15 protein-coding genes are annotated in these 17,203 nt (G+C 29.9%); 13 read left to right on the top strand and 2 right to left on the bottom strand.

What is annotated here, in order from left to right; genetic code table 11:
* The first annotated feature begins 19 nt into the window (after positions 1 to 19).
* Both menD and DPIF8902391_RS10295 read left to right on the top strand, forming a co-directional pair.
* Positions 20 to 1,735 (top strand): 2-succinyl-5-enolpyruvyl-6-hydroxy-3-cyclohexene-1-carboxylic-acid synthase, encoded by a 1,716-nt coding sequence (gene menD / locus DPIF8902391_RS10290; protein WP_172505771.1) that lies wholly within the window; start codon positions 20 to 22, stop codon positions 1,733 to 1,735.
* Between the two features lies 1 nt (position 1,736).
* Positions 1,737 to 2,186 carry a S1 RNA-binding domain-containing protein gene (locus tag DPIF8902391_RS10295; protein WP_058884598.1) on the top strand — a complete coding sequence of 150 codons (450 nt, stop codon included), beginning with the start codon at positions 1,737 to 1,739 and terminating at the stop codon, positions 2,184 to 2,186.
* A gap of 93 nt (positions 2,187 to 2,279) precedes the next feature.
* Here the strand turns inward: DPIF8902391_RS10295 and DPIF8902391_RS10300 are convergent, their stop codons facing one another.
* Positions 2,280 to 3,560 (bottom strand): alpha/beta hydrolase-fold protein, encoded by a 1,281-nt coding sequence (locus tag DPIF8902391_RS10300; RefSeq protein WP_172505772.1) that lies wholly within the window; start codon positions 3,558 to 3,560, stop codon positions 2,280 to 2,282.
* A 93-nt stretch (positions 3,561 to 3,653) separates the two neighbouring features.
* On the opposite strand from DPIF8902391_RS10300, the gene DPIF8902391_RS10305 reads away from it, so the two are divergent.
* The 7 genes from DPIF8902391_RS10305 (at position 3,654) to ftsY (ending at position 8,530) form a co-directional block, all read left to right on the top strand.
* Positions 3,654 to 4,493: a 1,4-dihydroxy-2-naphthoyl-CoA synthase gene (locus DPIF8902391_RS10305; protein ID WP_058884600.1), complete on the top strand. Its 840-nt coding sequence runs from the start codon at positions 3,654 to 3,656 to the stop codon at positions 4,491 to 4,493.
* An 87-nt stretch (positions 4,494 to 4,580) separates the two neighbouring features.
* Positions 4,581 to 5,189 (top strand): fumarylacetoacetate hydrolase family protein, encoded by a 609-nt coding sequence (locus DPIF8902391_RS10310; protein ID WP_172505773.1) that lies wholly within the window; start codon positions 4,581 to 4,583, stop codon positions 5,187 to 5,189.
* A gap of 45 nt (positions 5,190 to 5,234) precedes the next feature.
* Positions 5,235 to 6,482, top strand: coding sequence for a competence/damage-inducible protein A (locus tag DPIF8902391_RS10315; RefSeq protein ID WP_172505774.1), 1,248 nt, complete (start codon positions 5,235 to 5,237; stop codon positions 6,480 to 6,482).
* 256 nt (positions 6,483 to 6,738) lie between these two features.
* Positions 6,739 to 6,978 (top strand): 50S ribosomal protein L28, encoded by a 240-nt coding sequence (gene rpmB, locus DPIF8902391_RS10320; protein WP_058886229.1) that lies wholly within the window; start codon positions 6,739 to 6,741, stop codon positions 6,976 to 6,978.
* A gap of 27 nt (positions 6,979 to 7,005) precedes the next feature.
* Positions 7,006 to 7,188, top strand: coding sequence for a 50S ribosomal protein L33 (gene rpmG, locus DPIF8902391_RS10325; RefSeq protein ID WP_058884603.1), 183 nt, complete (start codon positions 7,006 to 7,008; stop codon positions 7,186 to 7,188).
* A gap of 37 nt (positions 7,189 to 7,225) precedes the next feature.
* Entirely contained in the window at positions 7,226 to 7,378 is a 153-nt protein-coding gene (locus tag DPIF8902391_RS10330) for a DUF4295 domain-containing protein (RefSeq protein ID WP_083501047.1), read from the top strand.
* 198 nt (positions 7,379 to 7,576) lie between these two features.
* Positions 7,577 to 8,530, top strand: a complete 954-nt coding sequence (ftsY, locus tag DPIF8902391_RS10335) for a signal recognition particle-docking protein FtsY (RefSeq protein ID WP_058884604.1) — start codon at positions 7,577 to 7,579, stop codon at positions 8,528 to 8,530.
* Between the two features lie 79 nt (positions 8,531 to 8,609).
* On the opposite strand, the gene DPIF8902391_RS10340 is transcribed toward ftsY, so the two are convergent.
* Positions 8,610 to 9,803, bottom strand: coding sequence for a hypothetical protein (locus DPIF8902391_RS10340; protein WP_058884605.1), 1,194 nt, complete (start codon positions 9,801 to 9,803; stop codon positions 8,610 to 8,612).
* Between the two features lie 450 nt (positions 9,804 to 10,253).
* Here DPIF8902391_RS10340 and rimO point away from each other — a divergent pair, with 450 nt between their 5' ends.
* The 4 genes from rimO (at position 10,254) to DPIF8902391_RS10360 (ending at position 17,201) form a co-directional block, all read left to right on the top strand.
* Entirely contained in the window at positions 10,254 to 11,615 is a 1,362-nt protein-coding gene (gene rimO / locus DPIF8902391_RS10345; protein WP_058884606.1) for a 30S ribosomal protein S12 methylthiotransferase RimO, read from the top strand.
* 282 nt (positions 11,616 to 11,897) lie between these two features.
* Positions 11,898 to 14,258: an Hsp70 family protein gene (locus tag DPIF8902391_RS10350; RefSeq protein WP_058884607.1), complete on the top strand. Its 2,361-nt coding sequence runs from the start codon at positions 11,898 to 11,900 to the stop codon at positions 14,256 to 14,258.
* Between the two features lie 5 nt (positions 14,259 to 14,263).
* Positions 14,264 to 15,388 carry a 3'-5' exonuclease gene (locus tag DPIF8902391_RS10355; protein ID WP_058884608.1) on the top strand — a complete coding sequence of 375 codons (1,125 nt, stop codon included), beginning with the start codon at positions 14,264 to 14,266 and terminating at the stop codon, positions 15,386 to 15,388.
* A 13-nt stretch (positions 15,389 to 15,401) separates the two neighbouring features.
* Positions 15,402 to 17,201, top strand: coding sequence for a hypothetical protein (locus DPIF8902391_RS10360; protein ID WP_144430026.1), 1,800 nt, complete (start codon positions 15,402 to 15,404; stop codon positions 17,199 to 17,201).
* The last annotated feature ends 2 nt before the right edge of the window (positions 17,202 to 17,203 follow it).

The raw sequence follows: 17,203 nt of genomic DNA on the forward strand, positions 1-17,203 counted from the left end.
ACGTATTAATTAAAGTAAAATGTATCCTAAAAAAGAACTCGCACAATTAGTTATTTCGGCATGTCATCAATTTAATATTGATACCGTTATTATTTCGCCAGGATCAAGAAACGCACCGCTTACTATTGGGTTTTCAAATCATCCGGAAATAGAAACATTAAGTGTTGTTGATGAGCGTTGTGCTGCTTTTTTTGCCTTAGGAATCGCTCAGCAAAAGCGAAAACCTGTGGCAATGATTTGTTCTTCAGGCTCTGCATTATTAAATTATTATCCCGCCATAGCGGAGGCCTTTTATAGCAATATTCCGCTGGTGGTAATTTCTGCGGATAGACCCAAACATTTAATCGATATTGGCGATGGACAAACCATCCGTCAGGAAAATGTGTTTGAAAATCATGTATTATTTTCGGCAAATTTAACAGAATCGACCAATAAATCGGGCAATCAGTTTATTCAAAATAAAACGTTAGTAAGTAAAGCCTTGCAAATTGCAATTTCAAAAAAAGCACCGGTACATATTAATGTTCCTTTTGATGAGCCTTTGTATGAAACTGTTAATGAATTAAAAAAGGTTGATTTTTCTGAGAATTTAGATGAAAATTACAAAAATCAGGAGAATTTAGATGAAAATTATGAAAAATTACTAGAAATTTGGAATACATCTTCTAAAAAAATGATTTTAGTAGGAAGTCATTTTCCTGAGGATGAATTGCAAGCTGTTTTAAGTGATTTAGCGGATAATCAGTCTGTTTTAGTTTTTACAGAAACGACTTCAAATTTAGATCATTTAAAATTTATCAACAGCATTGATAAATTGATTATTCCTTTAAACGAAGCTGATTTTTCGGCATTGCGTCCAGCGGTTTTAATTACCTTGGGAGGAATGGTAATTTCTAAGAAAATAAAGCAATTCTTACGAAAATATACACCTAAACATCATTGGCATATTGATGAATTTAAAGCCATGGATACCTATCAATGTTTATCGGAATTTGTGCAAGAGAAACCGGTACATTTTTTGCGGAAATTAGTAAATCAGCAAGAAAATTATCAAGGAAATAAAGTAAGTGAATTAGCAGAGGTCAGCAATTTTTATCAACAAAAATGGCTGGTTAAAAAGCAAGAACGACATCAAAAACATCAACAATATTTAGCAAATTGTGAATATTCCGATTTAAAAGTATTTGAAACCATTTTAAAAGCAATTCCTAGTAATTCACAGCTTCAAATTAGCAACAGTTCTATTATCAGGTATTCGCAATTGTTTGACACCAATAAAACCTTGCAAATATTTTGTAATAGAGGAACGAGCGGGATTGACGGAAGTACAAGTACCGCAATTGGAGCGGGATTTGCTACAAAAACCATCAAAAGAACAACTTTTATTACCGGAGATTTAAGCTTTTTTTACGACAGCAACGCTTTATGGAACACCAATATTCCTTCAGATTTTAGAATTATTATAATAAACAATGCTGGTGGCGGAATTTTTAGGTTTATCCCTGGGCCATCGACTACAAATGCCACAAGTTATTTTGAAACGCCACATAATTTAACGGCGGAACATTTGGCAAAAATGTATGATTTTGAATATACAGCTATTTCAAATTTAGAAGAATTAACAGCTGGGTTGCCTGATTTTTATACAAAATCGGTTCAACCAAAAATAATGGAGATTTTTACTCCAAAAGAAATAAATGACGTAGTTTTAAAGAACTATTTTAAAAACTTATAAAATGGAATTACAAGACGGATTATACGAAGACTCACAAGATGGTTTACAGGAAGGAGATCAGGTAAATTTAAAAATAGTAGAGCAAACACCTTTAGGGTACAATGTTTTAATTGATGATGAATTTGACGGTTTATTGTTTAACAGCGAGGTATATCAAGACATTGAAGAAGGTATGGAAACCTATGGATACGTTAAAAAAATACGTGATGACGGTAAAATAGATGTATCGTTACGCCCACAAGGTTTTAGAAATGTAATTGACAGCGATGCCGATGTAATTATGCGTAAATTAGATGAAAAAGGCTATTTAATGCTTACTGATAAAAGCTCGCCTGAATCAATTAAATTTCGTTTACAGATGAGTAAAAAGGCTTTTAAAAGAGCTATTGGTGGTTTGTATAAAGATAAAAAAATTGAATTAAAGCAAGACAGAATTGAATTAATTAAATAATTAAGAACAATAATTACTGTTTTAAAATAGGTTTTTTAACAAAAAAATCCGCAACCAAAAGGCTGCGGATTTTTTGATTTTTAAGGCTTAAAATTATTCGCCGTTATCTTCATTATTCTCGTTATTATTGTCTTCGGGGTTTTCCTCTGGATTATCGTCTAAGTTTTCCTCTAAATTGTCTTCAGGTAAAGCTTCTTCTTTTGGTTGGCTTTCTTTTAAGCTGGTTACACGTTTAATATTCTCATAAAAAGCATTGGCATTTGGGTCGGAAGGGTTCATTTTTCCAAAGGCTGCTTTGTAGTAAAACTCCGCTTTATCGTAGGCTTTTCCTAGTTCGTGGTATTTTCCAACGTAAAAATCGCCAATATGTGAATTGGGGTATTTTATCATTACAAAATCACCTAAAACACGTAAATAATCTCCATCTTGTTTATCAATAACAATGTTTTCAATGGCAAAAATATCTTCTAATCGAACATTTAAATTCGATCCGTATAAATATTGAATGTCTAAATATTTTTGTTCTACATATTTAATTGCTTCTAAAGGATCTAAATCTTTAATTTTTTGGTCAAATTCACTTTTGGTTATTTTAGCGTATAAATAAAACATTTTTTCAAATGCTCGTGGTATGGTTTCGCCAATTACAGATAAATAATTAGGGGCGTTTTCAAATTTATCAAAAGTAATGTGTAGGTTTTTTGCTTCAAAAGAGGCTAAAAAAGTGCCGATTTCGCTAAAATATTCCTGCTGTTTCGGGTTGATGTATTTTTTATTATTACTAGTATATAAAAAATAGGTATTGTCTTTTTGAGCCAATCTTCCTAAAGAATAAGACTGAATGGCACTAGCACTAAATTTGGTAAACTGTGGCGTAATACAGATAAATGCGTTAAATAAAGGCTCGGCATCTTTTAAAAAATAGGTGCTAAAATTAGCTGCTTTTCCTTCGGCAGCTATTGTCATAAAAGGAGAGGTTCTGTAATTTAATTCCATATAAGGAATCAGTTCTTTTTTGATGAACTTCTGAAATTTTTTAGCACTACTTGTTAGGGCGTTATTAGATGGAATAATTGAAATATCCTTTTTATAGGTGGTTTCCATATCAATTCCAACAACAATTTGTCGGGGAGCTTTGTCGGTATTTGCATATAGTTTTGCATTACCTACATACATATCAAAAAGATATTGACTGCCTAAAACAATGGCTAAAGGGTATTTGGTGGTTTCATCTTTTTCGTAATTTTTGGGGATGTAAATTTTTACAGATCGACCCTTCTTAAAAAAGGAAGAATTAATATTGTGAGTAATCACTTTTTGTGAAAAAATGCTAGTACTTATTGCTAAAGCGACTAAAAAAAAGAGTTGTTTCATAGAGGTTTGTATTATATCGTTCAAATATAAAAAAGAAAAACAAAGTTATTATGTTATTTTTGCTGTACTTATTAACGATACTATTTTAAAATTATGATACAACCTCAATGGAAAGTTGCCAAAGAGTATGAAGATATTACTTATAAAAAGTCGCATAACGTAGCAAGAATAGCGTTTAACCGTCCTGATATACGCAATGCTTTCAGACCAAATACAACTTCTGAATTGTTAGATGCTTTTCAGGATGCACATGAAGATACTAATATAGGAGTAGTTTTATTATCGGCAGAAGGTCCTTCGTCAAAAGATGGTGTTTGGAGTTTTTGTTCGGGTGGCGATCAAAATGCCCGTGGCGATAAAGGCTATGTTGGTAAAGATGGTTACCACCGTTTAAATATTTTAGAAGTACAACGATTGATTCGTTTTATGCCAAAAGCGGTAATTTGCGTGGTTCCAGGTTGGGCAGTTGGTGGCGGACATAGTTTACATGTTGTTTGCGATTTAACTTTAGCAAGTAAAGAACACGCTATTTTTAAACAAACCGATGCCGATGTAACGTCATTTGATGCAGGATACGGATCAGCATATTTAGCAAAAATGGTTGGGCAGAAAAAAGCTCGTGAAATTTTCTTTTTAGGAAGAAATTACTCGGCGCAAGAAGCGTACGATATGGGAATGGTTAATGCGGTAATTCCTCATGATGAATTAGAGCAAACTGCTTTTGATTGGGCGCAAGAAATTTTAGAAAAATCGCCAACGTCTATTAAAATGTTAAAATTCGCTATGAATTTAACCGATGACGGCATGGTTGGGCAACAAGTTTTTGCTGGTGAAGTTACCCGTTTAGCTTATATGACCGATGAAGCAAAAGAAGGGCGTGATGCGTTTTTAGAAAAAAGAAAACCAAACTTTCCTAAAACTTGGATACCATAGTCAATTCATAAATTTTCAATGATGAATTACGAATTGTTATTTTTTAAGAATTCGTAATTTTAAATTATTAATTCGAAATTAAAATAAATGAAAATAATTTGTATCGGGCGTAATTATGCCAAACATATTGAAGAATTGGCAAACGAAAAGCCAGAGAGTCCTGTTGTTTTTCTAAAACCAGACTCGGCAATTCTTCCAAAGAAAATGCCTTTTTTTATCCCGCCTTTTTCTGATGATATTCATTATGAAGTGGAGGTTTTGGTAAAGATAAATAAGGTAGGGAAACATATTTCGTCAAAATTTGCTCATAAATATTATGATGAAATAGGTTTAGGAATCGATTTTACAGCAAGAGACGTACAAGCAAAATGTAAAGAAAAAGGTTTACCTTGGGAAAAAGCAAAAGCCTTTGACGGTAGTGCCGTTATTGGTAATTTTTATCCGAAGGAAGAATTTGATTTAGAAAGCATTTCTTTTCAATTACATAAAAATGATGAAGTTGTTCAAGATGGAAACTCTGAAACGATGCTTTGGAAAATTGATGAATTAATTAGTTATGTATCGCAATATTTTACCTTAAAAAAAGGAGATGTTATTTTTACAGGAACACCAGCAGGAGTTGGTAGGGTAGTTGAAAATGATGTTTTAACAGGTGTTATTGAGGGTAAGCAAGCTTTTAATATTAAAATAAAATAAATATACATCCCGCTTTTTGCGGGATTCTTTTTTAATAAAAATAAGATGAACGCAGAAATAATAACTATTGGTGATGAAATTTTAATCGGTCAAATTGTAGATACCAATTCGCAATGGATTGGGCAGGAATTAAATAAAATTGGGGTTTCGGTATATCAAATTTCATCTATTCAAGATGAAAAACAACATATTTTAAATGCCTTAAAAGAGGCTGAAAGTAGAGCCGATATTGTAATTATAACAGGTGGTTTAGGTCCTACAAATGATGACATCACCAAAAAAACAATAGCCGAGTATTTTAAGGATACTGAAATTATTGAATATCCGAAGGTTATTGAACATATTAAAGCTTTGTTTAAAAAAGTAAATCATCCTTATAATGAGGTTCAGAAATACCAGGCGCAATTGCCATCAAAGGCAACCTTATTAATGAATCAATTTGGTACGGCTCCAGGAATGTGGTTTTTTGAAAATAATACTGTCTTTGTGTCATTACCTGGAGTGCCTTATGAAATGAAAGGTTTAATGACAAATGAAGTATTACCTCGGATTCAGCAAAAATATGAGCTACCTTATATAATGCACACCACAATTATGACAGTTGGCGTAGGTGAAAGTGTTATTGCTCAAAGAATTGAAGATTGGGAAAATAATTTGCCATCACATATAAAGTTAGCGTATTTACCATCTTTTGGAAAAGTTCGATTGCGAATTTCGGCAAAAGGAAGTGATAAAGAAACTCTTGAAAAACAGGTTTCAGGCTATGTTTTAGCTTTAAATACTTTAATTTCTGATGTTATTGTAGGTTTTGATACAGATGCATCTATAGAAAAAAGAGTAGGAGATTTATTAATCGCCAAAAATAAAACAGTAAGTACTGCCGAAAGTTTAACAGGAGGAAAAATTGGAGCTAATTTAGTGTCAATAGCAGGTTCTTCGGCATATTTTAAAGGAGGTTTTATAACCTATACCGCCGAATTAAAAGAGCAGTTATTAGGGGTTTCAAAACAAACAATACAAGAATTTAGCGTTGTTAGTAAACAAGTTGCTAAAGAAATGGCAGTTGGTTGTTTAAAAAAATTAAAAACAGATTTTGCTATAGCGGTAACAGGAAACGCAGGACCAACTACTGATCATACCGATAAAAGCGTAGGTGTTGTTTGTATTGCTATTGCAAGTAAACAGGGGGTTGAGGTGCATGAGTTTAATTTTGGGCAACCTCGCGAAAAAGTACTAAATAGAACCGTTACCAAAGCTTTAGACTTGTTACGGGAACGTATTTTAAAAGAGTAATTAATTGTTTTTTAGCTCGCTATCATTTGTTGAAAAATAATTGCGAATAAGTTATTAAATATTTTTTTAATTAGGCGTGTATATTCAAAAAAAATTGTAAATTTGCCGTCAGTTACGCTTCCAGTAGGTTAGATGCTTAACCTCAGTTAGAATAGATCAAAAATAATAAGAATTTAAATGAGAATTTTTTGCGCAATCAATATAAATGCGTAAATTTGCCCCTCGTTTAGAAATAATACTAAAAACTGTCAAGAAGATGTCTAGAGTTTGTGAACTTACAGGAAAAAAAGCAATGGTTGGGAACAATGTTTCTCACGCATTAAATAGAACTAAAAGAAAATTTAACGCTAACTTAATGACTAAGCGTTTCTTTATACCAGAAGAAAGTAAATGGATTACTTTAAAAGTATCTGCTTCTGCATTAAAAAATATTAATAAAAAAGGAATCTCTGCTGTGATTAAAAGCGCTAGAGAGAATGGTTTTTTAACTAAATAATTCCTTACTAGATAAAATTTCACAGAGATGGCAAAAAAAGGAAACAGAGTTCAGGTTATATTAGAATGTACTGAACACAAAGCAACTGGTTTACCAGGAACTTCACGTTATATTACTACAAAGAACAAAAAAAACACTCCTGATAGAATGGAATTAAAGAAATTTAATTCAATCTTAAAGAAGATGACAGTTCATAAAGAAATTAAATAATTAAAAGTTTTTTTAAAACTTTAATAAACCATAGAACATGGCAAAGAAATCAGTAGCATCGTTACAAACAGGAGCGAAAAGATTAACTAAAGCAATCAAAATGGTAAAGTCTCCAAAAACAGGAGCTTATACATTCGTTGAAGCTATTATGGATCCTGCACAAGTAAATGATTTTATCAAGAAAAATTAATACTTGTTTACAAAATATATAAAAGCTACTTTCATAAGAGAGTAGCTTTTTTTTTGTGCTAAAAAACTGTATTTTTGGACGTTAGCTCTTTTTTGTGCTTCTAATATACTTGTTAGAATGACAAATAGCGTGACAATTTGACTATAAAATAAGTTTGGTATGGTTTTTAACCTTTATAAATGATTGTAAAATTTAACTATGAGTTTTTTTAAGAAAATTTTCTCAAGAGAGAAGAAAGAAACATTAGACAAAGGACTAGAAAAAACAAAAACAAGTTTTTTCTCTAAATTATCTAAAGCCGTTGCAGGAAAAACAAAAGTCGATGCTGCTGTTTTAGATAATTTAGAAGAAATATTAGTTTCTTCGGATGTTGGTGTAGCTACTACATTGAAAATTATTGATAGAATTGAAGCTCGAGTTGCTAGAGATAAATACGTGGGAACTGATGAATTAAACCAAATTCTTAGAGATGAGATTGCGGGTTTACTTTCTGAAACAAACACGAAAGATGCTACCGAATTTACCGTTCCTACCAATAATAAACCGCATGTAATAATGGTGGTTGGTGTAAATGGTGTTGGTAAAACAACTACGATTGGTAAGTTAGCATCGCAGTTTAAAAAGCAAGGCTTGAGTGTTGTTTTAGGAGCTGCTGATACTTTTAGAGCCGCAGCAATTGACCAATTACAGGTTTGGGCAGATAGAACTGATGTGCCAATTGTACGTCAAGAAATGGGGTCTGACCCTGCGTCTGTGGCGTTTGATACGGTTACCTCTGGTATTAATCAAAATGCCGATGTTATTATTATTGATACCGCTGGTCGTTTACATAATAAGGTTAATTTAATGAATGAATTAACGAAGATTAAACGTGTAATGCAAAAAGTAATACCCAATGCACCGCATGAAGTATTGTTAGTTTTAGACGGGTCAACAGGGCAAAATGCTTTTGAACAAGCAAAGCAATTTACCAAAGCTACAGAAGTTACTTCGTTAGCAGTTACCAAGTTAGATGGAACCGCAAAAGGTGGTGTTGTTATTGGTATTTCTGATCAGTTTCAGATTCCTGTAAAATATATTGGTGTTGGTGAAGCAATTGATGATTTACAAGTATTTAATAAACATGAATTTGTAGATTCTTTCTTTAAATAAGAAATTTTAAACATATTTTTAAAATTATAAATATAAAAAAACTCCCAATTTGGGAGTTTTTTGTGTTTTACTGAAAAAATTAATAACGAATTAAAGTCTTAAATGTATAATTTAATTTATAGATATTTAAGTTATCGTCAAAGGCATTTTTTACTTCCAATAATTTATTTTCAAGATCAATTGTTTTAGCGTCTATTTTAGTTGCATCACCAATATTTTTACTTTTTTGTAAAACTTTTTTAAGTTCAAGTTGATAAATGGTAAATGTAGAGGCGTATTCTTTACTCAAAGATTCAATTTCATCTCTAATAAATTTTGCCTGATTTAACGCATAATTTGGATAAATTAATTTATTATCGGTTAAATGAGCGCTGTAAGAAAAAGGTTTTAAATTGATTATTTGCGCTACCTTTTGCTGTACAATAGTGTTTGTATAATACCTGTTTATTAACTGTGTTAAAGACGTTTTTTTGTCTTTTTCTGATATCATATTAGGGCTTAACGTGTTTGAGCGTTCGGTGGTATATTGGGTTAATAATAATACCAATCCTTTTTTTCTGATATCTAAGGTTCTTAAATTTTGCTCAAAATTAACTTGACATTTTGCCAAACCTTGATAATGTTCTAAATATACTTTTAATGATTTTTTTAGTTCAACAATATGATTTATAGATACATTTTTATCTTTTATAGCGTTTCCGATTACTAAATCGACAATAGATTTAATCGAATTAACAATGGGCATTGCGCTACTTATTGTTTTAGTTATCGGCGATTTTATGATATTATCAACAAAAAGTAAAAACTTTGATTTTTTAATTCCATTGATTTTACTTTTTCCTTTAAAGATGTTTTTTTCGATAATTGTAGCAATTTGATTCGATAATGAAAAACCTAATTCCACATTTTCAGGATTGTTTAAACTTGATATTTTAGTCAGATAATCGCTTGTTGCATCTAATTGTTTTATGGCATTTAAACTTGCGTTTGCTGCAAAAACAAAATCAGTGGTATTGACTATTTTTTTTCTTCGTTGTTGCAGCTGTTTTTTTAAACTAAAAAGCTCGGCATCGGTTAAACTTTTAATTTTTCGATTGTTAGACTCCATCAGTTCTTCAAAATTTTCAACTTTTAAAACAATGGTATCTAATTTTTCTTTGGTGTTTAATAAATTAAAATAGTTTTTGTAAATAATATTGATCGAGTCTTTTAGGGTTTGTCCGCTTGCATTTGAAGACAAAATGATAATAAAAATAAAGAATGCTTTTTTCATGCTGTTTAATAGTTGCTGTTTCAGAATTGTGTATAAAGCCGCGAATTTACAAAAATGAAATATAAACGTCATGCTGAAATAAACTCTCGTTGACCGATGCGATTTCTTAATTTTTATGTGATAAATTTTTTCAGATGAAATTGAAACAGGTATAAACAAAGTAATCGAATAGTTTAAAATTAGTACAAATGCCTAGCCCCGATTGTAGCAATTGTTTGAGCTCTTTTTTGTTTTTTTCTTTTAAAAAAATAAAAAAAGCGAGTGCGGAAAGCGGGAAATTGCTTCAAAAAATTTTTATAGCAGAAAAACAGCAAATCGAATGCAGGTTTCTTTAATTTTTTAATAACCGCTACAATTAGTAGTGATTAAAGTTCTATTTACTTATAAAAAAACAGGCTGTAAAATCTTTTTTTAAACAGTATCTTTGCAACCTAAAATTTTTATAGCACAATGCGCACAAAATCACCAAAGCAGAATAAAATCAACGTAGTAACCTTAGGATGTTCTAAAAACATTTACGATAGTGAAATTTTAATGGGACAATTAAAAGCCAATGGTAAAAACGTAGTTCATGAAGATAAAGATGATGATGGTAATATTGTAGTTATCAATACCTGCGGTTTTATCGGAAAAGCCAAAGAAGAAAGTATTGATACCATTTTGCATTACGCACAACGTAAAGAAGCGGGTGAAATAGATAAAGTTTTTGTTTCAGGATGTTTAAGCGAGCGCTATAAACCCGATTTAGAAAACGAAATTAAAAATGTAGATCAATATTTTGGAACCCACGAATTACCTGAATTATTAAAGGTTTTAGAGGCGGATTATAAGCATGAATTAATCGGAGAGCGTTTAACAACGACGCCAAAACATTACGCATATTTAAAAATTGCCGAAGGTTGCGACCGCCCATGTTCATTTTGTGCAATTCCTTTAATGCGAGGAAAACACAAATCGACACCGATTGAAGATATTGTTATTGAAGCGACCAAATTAGCTAAAAAAGGGATCAAAGAATTGATGTTAATCGCGCAAGATTTAACCTATTATGGGTTGGATATTTATAAAAAACGTGCCTTAGCCGATTTATTAAAAGAGCTGGTAAAAGTTGATGGAATTGAATGGATTCGTTTGCATTATGCCTTTCCTTCAGGTTTTCCGATGGATGTTTTAGAGGTAATGAAAAATGAGCCAAAGGTTTGTAATTATTTAGATATTCCGCTGCAACATATTAATACGGAAATTTTAAAATCGATGAAACGTGGAACAACTCACGAAAAAACAACTGCTTTAATTCATAAGTTTAGAGAAGCGGTGCCAAAAATGGCAATTAGAACTACTTTAATTGTTGGATATCCTGGTGAAACAGAGGAACAATTTGAAGAATTAAAAGCATGGGTTGAAGAAATGCGTTTCGAAAGAATGGGAGCTTTTGAATATTCTCATGAAGAAAATACAGGTGCTTTTGTTTTAGAAGATGATGTTCCTGCGGATGTAAAATTCCGAAGAGTAAATGAAATAATGGAAGTGCAAGGGCAAATTTCTTGGGAATTAAACCAGGCAAAAATTGGTAAAACCTACCGTTGTTTATTCGACAGAAAAGATGGTGAATATTTTTACGGGCGTACTGAATACGATTCGCCAGATGTTGATAATGATGTAATTGTAGATGCGACCAAACATTATATTAAATTAGGAGAATTTATCGATATTAAAATTGATGAAGCGGGTGATTTTGACTTATACGGAACTCCGCTTGTAAAGCAAGAAAAGCCAACAAGTTTAAATCAGCGTAAGAAAATAAATCATTAAATAAATTATTTTTTGAAAGATTTATAAAGATTTTGAAATTTTTTTGAAGAGATAAAAATTATAAAAACCCTGCTTTTAGCGGGGTTTTTTTAGTTTAAAATATTGCTCTAAAAAAATGTTTATGTTTCAATTAAATGAAATTGATTTTAAAAATGATGCTTAAAAATAGTTGTAAATTATCATAAATCTTATATTTGAAGGAGTATATATTTATTAAAAAAATATATAGTTCCTTATTTATAAGAAGAATAAATCAAAAAAAAGAAAAAGAAAAAAAGTGTTATGAGTGATATAATAATTTATCCTATAAATGAAAATTTAGATGGAGATAAAAACATTTCTAATGAAAAGAAATGTTTTGGAATAGATTTAGGTACTACGACAACATTAATGTGTTATGTAGATTCAAAATATGTTGATTTAAAGAAAGATACGAACCTTCCTATTCAGTTTATAAAAGTAAAACAACAAAGTCCGTTTGAGTTTGACCAAACGATTGAAAGCGAGAAAGTCGCTTCTATTGTAGCAATTTATAATGGGAATCCCTATGTAGGACAAAATTTAGATCATTTAAAAGGTCATGCCGGTTTTGAGTACAAGAAAAATTTATTTTATCATTGGAAATTAGAATTAGGAATAGATCATCATCCTATGTATCCGAATGCGATAAGTGAGAAATTGAATATGCCTTATAAAATTGCAGGAGGTATTTTAAATTATATCCGAAAATCTCGATTTCAAAATACGCCTTTAGGCAATACAATAATTACTGTACCAGCTTCTTTTCAAGCAAATCAGCGTAAAGATGTTTTAAGAGCAGCTGAAATGGCTAAAATTGAAACTGCAAAAAATATGCTTATTGATGAGCCTAATGCAGCTTTTTTGGGGTATTTTAATAGATTACCTACGGAAGAAAAGGTTGAATGGGCTAAAAAGGTAAAGAATAAAAATGTTTTAGTTGTCGATTTTGGTGGAGGAACTTTAGATTTATCTATTTTAAATGTAGATTTTAAAAAAGAAAAAGGAATAATTATAAGTAACAGAGCAATATCTCGATATAATGATTTAGGAGGGAAAGATATTGATACTTTAATTGCAGAAGAATTTTTAGTTCCGAAATTAAAAAAAATATTAGAAAATTTTGAAGCTACCGATAGTATTGATATTAAGAATATTATACTTGCTCAGTTGGCGTTAATTGGAGAGGGATTAAAAATTGGGCTTTCAAATAAATTAAGCTTAAAATCAGTAGATAAAGACGTTAGTACTATTGATATTGAAAATGTTAGTTATACGCATGTAAATAGTGTAATAACGTATAAAAAAACGCAATATGATTTAGGAGATGTTACCATAACAGCCAATGAATTTAAAAATTTGTTCATTAAATTATTCAGAGGAAAAACATACTCTTTTAAATATTTTGATAAAACAGTAACAACAATAAGTAGTTCAATTTCTGATATCATAGAAAAATCAGAATTAGGATTAGATGAGGTAGATTATGTTTTGTATGTTGGCGGTAGTAGTTTTAATCCATTTTTACAGTCGTTTTGTAGTGAGAAATTATCAAATAGTAAAGCGCTAACGTCTCATGAGCCAGATAAATTGGTAGCTGAAGGAGCTGCAGTATATTCTTATTTTTTAAATATGCACAATATTTCTTTAATAAGCCCAATAACAAGTGATACTATTGGTGTTGTTCTTAAAGATAATAGATTTTTCCCAATTTTAGAACGTGGTCAATCTTTACCTCAAAAAATATCTATTCCTGATTTTCGACTTCAAAGTAATTTAAATCAAAAAATTGTTTTACCTGTTTGTATCAATAGTGTTGATTTTCCAATAGGAGAAATACGTTCAACTTTAAATTCTTTTTATGATATGGATAGTGTTGTAAGAATAGACGCAGAAGTAACCATTGATAAGGTTTTTAAAATGAAAGTATATGTTAATGATGATATTATTGGAAATGCAGAATTTGATAATCCTTATGGAGTAGGGAAATTAACAGAGGAAGAACGACTAGTCTATGATTTAAAAAAAGAGTTAAATCAAGCGAAATTAGCGAAGAATTTTAAAGGAGAGAAAGAGTTGTTAAAAAATCTAATTTGGAAATATAGTGATGTTAAAAACTATCATGGAGTTGTTGAAACTTCGGAAGAATATTTAAAACGTTTTGATGACCAAGATGAATCCGTTTTAAATATGCTTTATATTGGTAATAGGAAAATAGGACGAAAAGAAGCTGCTAAAAAGGCTTTAAAAAAAGGGGTAGATTTAAATCCAGAAGCTGCTTATTTACAGTATAATTATTCTATTTTTTTAAGCGATAATGATGATGACGATGAGGCATTAATTCATCTAGAAAGTTTAGATGATAATATTAAAAAGGATATGGATATAACGTGTAGAATACTTATTTTAAAAAATAATTTAGGTGAAGATGTTCAAGAAGAAGCGCTTTTATTAGTTCATAAATATAAAGAATCACCTCAAGATTTCACAGGCTTTGGTAAAAAGAATTTATTAAAAAGTATTTTTAATATTGTAGGAGAACCTTATGCCTATGTGAGTCCTAAAAAACTTAGAAAAAATGAAGATCAGAAAAATTATTTAGACACTAATAACTTACCATTTTAAAAGCTATGTTAATACCATATAATCAATTATCGAATGAACAAAAAGGAGTAATTAGAAGCGTTTCTCGTGAAACAGGTAATTTATTTGTAGAAGGTCCTCCAGGTTCTGGTAAAACTTTAATCAGTTTATATACATTAGGTGATATTGTTAAAAAGGAAAACATTAGACCTTTATTATTGATGTATAATCATAGTTTGTATGGCTATTTATCATCTGAGTTAAGTGAATTAGGAATTCGGGATAATATAACATTAGCAACGAAAGATACGTTTTTTTGGAATCTCGCTAGAGAGCATGATATTAAACCACCAAATTATGATGCACGATATGGTGAAAAGTATGAGTTTGTACTTAGGGAGTTAAGTGCTATTGCTATGGATAAGCAACATGATATTACTGTTATTGATGAAATCCAAGACTTAATGATTGAAGAGTGGGAGGTTCTTAAGAAAATATCGAAAAGAATACTAACTTTAGGTGATTTTAATCAGGGGATTTATAAAACGAATTTAACTAGGGATAAAATTAAGGATTATGGTGTGTTTGAATCGCTGTCTGTTATATATAGATTTCATAAAAATATCGCTAAATTAGCTAGTTATTTTTCAGAAAATAAAGAAGATATAGTCGGTAAAGTCGATGGAGACTCTCAAACTCAACCCGAACTTATAGATGTTAAAAGAAGTGAGGATTTTAGTAAAGTAGCTGAAATTTTAAAGCAAATTAAAAGCTATAGAAAATCGATTGGTGTTATTAGCCCAAATATTTCTCGATTAAAACAGCTAAACGAATACTTAAAAAACAATGGCATTGAAAATAACTATTATCCTTCAACAAAAGATTTAAGAACCCATGATTTTACATCAACAATACCGTTATTAATTTCTAGTCATAGTTCAAAAGGTTTAGAGTTTGAAAGTGTTATTTTATTTGGTTTTGATAAAGGAAGTGGAGCTATATATCATTTAGAACGTGAAAACAAGTTAAATAATATCATTTATGTTAGTATGACCAGAACAAATAACCATCTTTATATTGTAAGAACAGAGGATACTATTCAAGAATTAAAAAATTTAACAGTAGACAAGGAAGTTGAAAAGATAGAGATGTCAATTGATGATATTTTTTAAAGTTAAAAAAATTATGGAGGATAAAAAGAATAAAAATATTTTAATATCATTAAAAGAAGCAGAAGTATTAATTTTTAATCATTACTTATCGATTGAAAAATCAAGATTAGATATAACAAATATAAAAGGTGCTTTAGCTGTTCGTTTATTTATAGATAAAGAAAATTTAATAGATTTTGAAGGTAATTATATAATCCTTTTTACATCTGTTAATTTATTTGAAATACCAGAAAAGGACGAAACGTTGTTTAAAAATCATTATAAGATACCTAAAGGTTTACTAAAATTAAACAAAAGAAAAGTTAGAGATACTAAAGAAGGTTCTCAAATGAATATTTTACCTAAAGATGATTTTGATATAGAAAAGTATCGAAATTTAAGAAATGCTTTATTTGGTGTTTATAATTCGGGCTATTTAATGTCATCAGTAAAGTCTTATAAAGCGACATCAACCAAAGTACTTCAAGGATTTAATTCTCTTTCTGATTTTAAAAAACAATTTATAAAGGAAGTATTAAAAGAATCTAAATTTCCGTTATTAAAAGTGAAAATAGATAAATTCGTTACAAATAATTTTTACAGAGTTGTTTGGTGGGGGAAATTTATTGGAGATAATTATTTGTCAAAGATGAATTTAGAAGAAGAAGATGTTAAATCAGTTAAAGACTGGTTGCGAGGGTTTTTGAATTTTGATGATATCGAACATTTAAATAGGCAACTTTTAGATATTCCAAATGAATTATCAGAAGAAATTGATTTTTTATTAGGTTATTATTTTTCGGCAATATATTTGGAACGCTTTAAAGCCGAAGATACTTTTTTTAGGAGATTATATGATTCTTTGAAATATGAAAATAAAGAGAAGATGTTTTCATGGATTTCTTTTTTCACCTCAATATTTAATCCGAAGTTATCGAGTTTGTATTTTGTAAAATCATTACAAGAAGAAACGTTTAAACTGGAGTGTTTAGCATTTGAATTAACTCAAAATAATTTAGAATTCGTATTAAAAAATAAGTATCATATTAATGATAAAAAAATAGCGAAACAGCCTTTAATTATTGAATATTTAACATTGAAAGAAGGTGCGACTAAAGTTGAACCACAAATAATTGAGTTAGAAGAAGCGAAAGCTGTTTATGAAAATAATTTATTTAAAGATAAATGGCAAACAATAGGATTAGAAACATCAGAATTTGAAAGCTCTGATGTTATTGAAAATTCTTGTTATTTTGTTGAAAATAAATTTAATTTAGAATTAAATTCTTCAATAAAAAATAAATATATTACTTTTTATATTGATGAAAATTCTAAATCGATAGAAAAATTAAAAGAATTAAAATTTAAAGTAAAGACACCTGATAAGCTACTGGATATTTCTAAAAAAGTATTAGTAGGTTTTATTGAACTAGGGGAAACTCCTAAATTATTACATATTTATGAAACATATTTTAGAGAAAGAATTGTTAATAAATTTGAAAAAATACTATTTGTACTTCTTGTAGATTTAGCTTCGGAAGAATTACAATCGTTAGACTTTAACAAAAAGTTAAAAAGCAGGGAAGGTGATTTAAAACAACTTTTTGGAGAAAAGGTAGAGCTGGTTGTTAAAAATAAAAGAACAAAAAATGATACAGAAATTAAACGAAGTTTAAGAAACGTATTAAAAAAATATAACCCCAAGCAAATAGAAGTTATTGATGAAAATTTCGATAATGAACAAGCGTGCTGGTTAATCGATAGTAATCCAGCGTATTTTATAGAAGATAAAAATAAAAAATATTATTCTTTTTTTAATAATCACACAAAATAGCC

This window comes from Tenacibaculum finnmarkense genomovar ulcerans (assembly GCF_900239495.1).
In the GTDB taxonomy this organism is placed as follows: domain Bacteria; phylum Bacteroidota; class Bacteroidia; order Flavobacteriales; family Flavobacteriaceae; genus Polaribacter; species Polaribacter ulcerans.